The sequence below is a fragment of the Frigidibacter albus genome, from assembly GCF_009908165.1.
Taxonomy (GTDB): domain Bacteria; phylum Pseudomonadota; class Alphaproteobacteria; order Rhodobacterales; family Rhodobacteraceae; genus Frigidibacter; species Frigidibacter albus.
In genome coordinates, this window is sequence record NZ_JAAAUC010000031.1 from 1 (window position 1) to 2,500 (window position 2,500).

General features: G+C 54.9%; 1 tRNA gene and 2 rRNA genes (1 of these 3 cut by a window edge). All 3 read right to left on the reverse strand.

The window, feature by feature from the left end:
- Positions 1-77, reverse strand: a tRNA-Met gene (locus tag GVY41_RS19930).
- Between the two features lie 78 nt (positions 78-155).
- Positions 156-270: ribosomal RNA gene (gene rrf, locus GVY41_RS19935) — 5S ribosomal RNA — on the reverse strand.
- A gap of 109 nt (positions 271-379) precedes the next feature.
- A 23S ribosomal RNA gene (locus GVY41_RS19940) occupies positions 380-2,500 on the reverse strand (it continues 714 nt past the right edge of the window).

Consider the following 2,500-nt stretch of genomic DNA (forward strand, 5'->3'; position numbering starts at 1 on the left):
TGGTTGCGGGAGTAGGATTTGAACCTACGACCTTCAGGTTATGAGCCTGACGAGCTACCGGGCTGCTCCATCCCGCGTCCGTTCCCGCGGGCTTTTTTCGCACTTGCGGGGTGTATTTATTGACATCGTATATTGAGAGCTGTGCTTCTTTCTAGGTTTGGCGGTGACCTACTCTCCCACGTCTTGAGACGCAGTACCATCGGCGCGGCGGCACTTAACTGCCGAGTTCGGAAAGGGATCGGGTGTTTTGCTCGCGCTATGACCACCAAACCGAGGAAGAAGCACAATCAGCGTATCGCTTTCGCGATCTCGTTGTCCATTTGCATGTATTGTCATGCGATCCAGGTCTCATGGTCGTAGTGCCATGCTATTACTGGATCAAATCAAGCCTATCGGGCAATTAGTACCGGTCAGCTGAATGCATTGCTGCACTTACACCTCCGGCCTATCGACGTGGTGGTCTTCCACGGCCCTCAAGGGAGACCTAGTTTTGAAGGGGGCTTCCCGCTTAGATGCCTTCAGCGGTTATCCTGTCCGTTCATAGCTACCCAGCACTGCCGTTGGCACGACAACTGGTCCACCAGTGGAACGTTCACCCCGGTCCTCTCGTACTAGGGGCAACTCTTCGCAAGTCTCCTACACCCACGGCAGATAGGGACCGAACTGTCTCACGACGTTCTAAACCCAGCTCACGTACCTCTTTAAATGGCGAACAGCCATACCCTTGGGACCTGCTCCAGCCCCAGGATGAGATGAGCCGACATCGAGGTGCCAAACGATGCCGTCGATATGGACTCTTGGGCATCATCAGCCTGTTATCCCCAGCGTACCTTTTATCCGTTGAGCGATGGCCCTTCCACTCGGGACCACCGGATCACTATGGCCGACTTTCGTCTCTGCTCGACTTGTCAGTCTTGCAGTCAGGCTGGCTTCTGCCATTGCACTCAACGAGCGATTTCCGACCGCTCTGAGCCAACCTTCGCGCGCCTCCGTTACTCTTTGGGAGGCGACCGCCCCAGTCAAACTACCCACCACGCATGGTCCCGGATCCGGATAACGGACCGCGGTTAGACATCAAGAGTGCGAAGGGTGGTATCTCAAGGGAGGCTCCACGAGGACTAGCGTCCCCGCTTCAAAGCCTACCACCTATCCTGCACATCACAATCCTGATGCCAGTGCGAAGCTATAGTAAAGGTGCATGGGGTCTTTCCGTCTAACCGCGGGAAGTGTGCATCTTGACACACAGTTCAATTTCGCTGAGTCCACATTTGAGACAGCGGGGAAGTCGTTACGCCATTCGTGCAGGTCGGAACTTACCCGACAAGGAATTTCGCTACCTTAGGACCGTTATAGTTACGGCCGCCGTTTACTGGGGCTTCAATTCGGAGCTTGCACCCCTCCTTTTAACCTTCCAGCACCGGGCAGGCGTCAGACCCTATACGTCGTCTTGCGACTTCGCAGAGCCCTGTGTTTTTAGTAAACAGTCGCCACCCCCTGGTTTGTGCCCCCGGCCGACAGTTGCCTGCTGACCGGGCCTCCTTCTCGCGAACTTACGGAGGTATTTTGCCGAGTTCCTTAAATGTGGTTCTCTCAAGCGCCTTGGTATTCTCTACCAGTCCACCTGTGTCGGTTTAGGGTACGGTCTTGTGGAGGGCTATTTCCAGGAACCCCTAAGCAGCCCGATCAATCCGTTAAGATCGAACTACCCTCGGGATCCGTCACCATCTCCTGGCCCAGGAATATTAACCTGGTTCCCATCGACTACGCATTTCTGCCTCGCCTTAGGGGCCGGCTTACCCTGCTCAGATTAGCTTTAAGCAGGAACCCTTGGACTTTCGGCGACAGGGTCTCTCACCCTGTTTATCGCTACTCATGTCAACATTCTCGCTTCCGATCACTCCACCAGATGCCTTACAGCCTGGCTTCACAGTCAGCTCCGAGCCTCCGATGCTTCCGAAGAAGCACAAGAGGCGTGGAACTATATCACGGAACGCTCCGCTACCGCGCACTTGCGTGCACCCAAAGCTTCGGCTCGTGGCTTGAGCCCCGTTACATCTTCGCCGCAGGACAACTTATCTAGACCAGTGAGCTGTTACGCTATCTTTAAAGGATGGCTGCTTCTAAGCCAACCTCCTGGTTGTTTTGGTCGTCCCACATGCTTTCCCACTTAGCCACGAATTGGGGGCCTTAGCTGTTGGTCAGGGTTGTTTCCCTCTCCACGACGGACGTTAGCACCCGCCGTGTGTCTCCCGGATAGTACTCTTGGGTATTCGGAGTTTGGTTAGGCTCAGTAAGTCTGTGGGACCCCATCACCCATCCAGTGCTCTACCCCCCAAGGTATTCGTCCGAGGCGCTACCTAAATAGCTTTCGCGGAGAACCAGCTATCTCCAAGTTTGATTGGCCTTTCACCCCTAGGCACACCTCATCCCGACCTTTTTCAACAGGTGTGGGTTCGGACCTCCATCAGGTGTTACCCTGACTTCATCCTGGACATGCCTA